The sequence below is a fragment of the Pseudoalteromonas sp. TAE79 genome (genome assembly GCF_000498015.1).
Classification (GTDB): Bacteria; Pseudomonadota; Gammaproteobacteria; order Enterobacterales; family Alteromonadaceae; genus Pseudoalteromonas.
In genome coordinates, this window is the sequence record NZ_AUTL01000259.1 from 1 (window position 1) to 1,950 (window position 1,950).

3 protein-coding genes and 1 pseudogene are annotated in these 1,950 nt (G+C 39.7%); 1 reads left to right on the plus strand and 3 read right to left on the minus strand.

The genetic code is table 11. From position 1 onward, the window contains the following. A pseudogene (locus tag L655_RS01000000125960) lies at nucleotides 1–189 on the plus strand (group II intron reverse transcriptase/maturase); the annotation flags it as partial. 60 nt (nucleotides 190–249) lie between these two features. Here the strand turns inward: L655_RS01000000125960 and L655_RS0120400 are convergent. The 3 genes from L655_RS0120400 to L655_RS0120410 form a co-directional block, all read right to left on the minus strand. Then, nucleotides 250–531, minus strand: a complete 282-nt coding sequence (locus tag L655_RS0120400) for a PepSY domain-containing protein (RefSeq protein WP_241764524.1) — start codon at nucleotides 529–531, stop codon at nucleotides 250–252. Nucleotides 532–686: 155 nt separating this feature from the next. Beyond that, the gene (locus tag L655_RS0120405; protein WP_024606115.1) at nucleotides 687–1,367 is read right to left on the minus strand and encodes a TonB-dependent receptor; all 681 of its coding nucleotides are present in this window, start codon (nucleotides 1,365–1,367) and stop codon (nucleotides 687–689) included. After that, on the minus strand, nucleotides 1,364–1,950 hold a 587-nt coding region (locus L655_RS0120410; RefSeq protein ID WP_024603875.1), incomplete at its 5' end, for an IS5 family transposase. The genes L655_RS0120405 and L655_RS0120410, both read right to left, overlap by 4 nt.

The window sequence follows — 1,950 nt, forward strand, 5'->3', positions numbered from 1 at the left end:
AAAGTACGCAGTTTAATGAAATTGGGTGTTAGCGAGCGACTCGCCATAGCCTGTGGTATCACCAGTAAAGGCCCTTGTAGAAGCTCAAAAACAAAAGGAATTAACATTGCGCTAGGTAATGACTATTTAGCATCACAAGGTTTAGTGTCATTGAAAGATATTTGGATCAATATTCATTACGGGAGATGAACCGCCCATTGCGGACCCGCATGATGGGTGGTGTGGGGGCTGGAGGTTAGAGACCTCCGGCTACCCGATTATATTAATGACCGGACGGAGAATATCAAAACTCATATAAATAGCTTGCTCATCTTCGCGATGTGTAAGAGCTACCTCAAGTATTTCATCCAGTGTTAAATGCTCTGCTTGTGGGTACTTAGGTTGCCATACATCAGGGTTTAATGCTTCATCAATTTCATCATGAAAGATGAGTGGTAAACCGGTTATGCATAACATCAATAAGAAAAGTGTGCAAGTCAAACTCGTCCATTTATGCACCAATTCCCATACTTTTACTGTAGATGCCCGCATTTATATAAACCTAATGAAATAAAAACCTAATAATATCATGATACGAATTCAATAATATAATTATTCTAATTTGAGAAAAGAGATGGATGGTGGATCACAAAACGTAAGATGCCCTATTCAGTGTAAAACGGAATAGGGCATCTTACAGGTACTTATTAAAAGGTGTAATTAAAACTCAGATTATAGTTTTTAGGAACTCCGTAGCGATATTGATCACGTGAAGCAACTCGACTGTAATATTCTTCATCTAGTAAGTTATTAACATTTAGCTGTACTTGCATATTGCTATTAATATCGTAGCGAGCCATAAAGTTAACTAGCGAGTAAGCTTCCTGCTCCACACTTTGTCCATAGGTTTTGCTCTGCCAATTAATGCCTCCACCAATAGTTAAATCAGGTAACAAACTAATTAGTCTATAGGTTGTAAATAATTTAAACTGCTTGCGTGGCATTTGAGTATTCACTTTAACACCATCAGCATCTTCAGCTTCGAACTGAGAATAACCAGCGTTAATATTCCAACCATCAATAGGCTGCCCTACAACCTCAAATTCAAAACCTGTACTTGTTGCACCTTCTGCCGCACGTTGCGCTTCTGAATTTACAGTGCCAGGAATTATGTAGCCAGTGTCTGCTTGCGCTACATTATCTTGCTCAATTGTAAACAGCGCAAGATTGGTGTGAAACATATCATCTAAGAAGCTGCTTTTAAGACCCGCTTCATAACTTTTACCTTCAATTGGCGCTAAAAAGTCACCATTTCGATCTTGAGCACTTTGCGGCTTAAATATTTCTGTGTAACTAGGGGCTGTTGATCTTTGTAGTACATATATCAATCAGCCCACATTGGTAGCCACATCATAGTAAATGCTAAAGCGAGCATTGAATGATAATTTCGTTCAAGCTTTTCATACCGCGTGGCTATCCCTCTATATTGCTTAATACGGCCAAATGCATTCTCAACCAAGTGCCGATATTTGTACATGCACCAGTCAATATCTTCATTGCCTACTAAACTGTTGCCCTTACGTGGAATAACGGGTGTAGCGTTATTATCACGAACAAACGCTCTCAGTTTTTCACTGTCGTAGCCTTTATCTGCGACAACCATATTACTTGTTGGGCAATTAGCTACGAGTGACTCTGCATGGACGATATCATGCGTATTTCCACAGGATAATTCATAATAAACAGGCAACCCTCCGCTATCGACTGCAAGATGAATTTTCGTAGAATTTCCACCTCGGCTCTTTCCAATTGATTCATTGTCAGCAGTTCTTGCACCGCAACTATGTTGATGAGCCCTGACAATACTGCCATCAATGAAGACCCAATCCATGTCCGCATCACGAGATAATGCGCGAAACAGTTCATTCAAAATCCCTTTTTTGGACCATAAATTAAACCGTCTGTAGATAG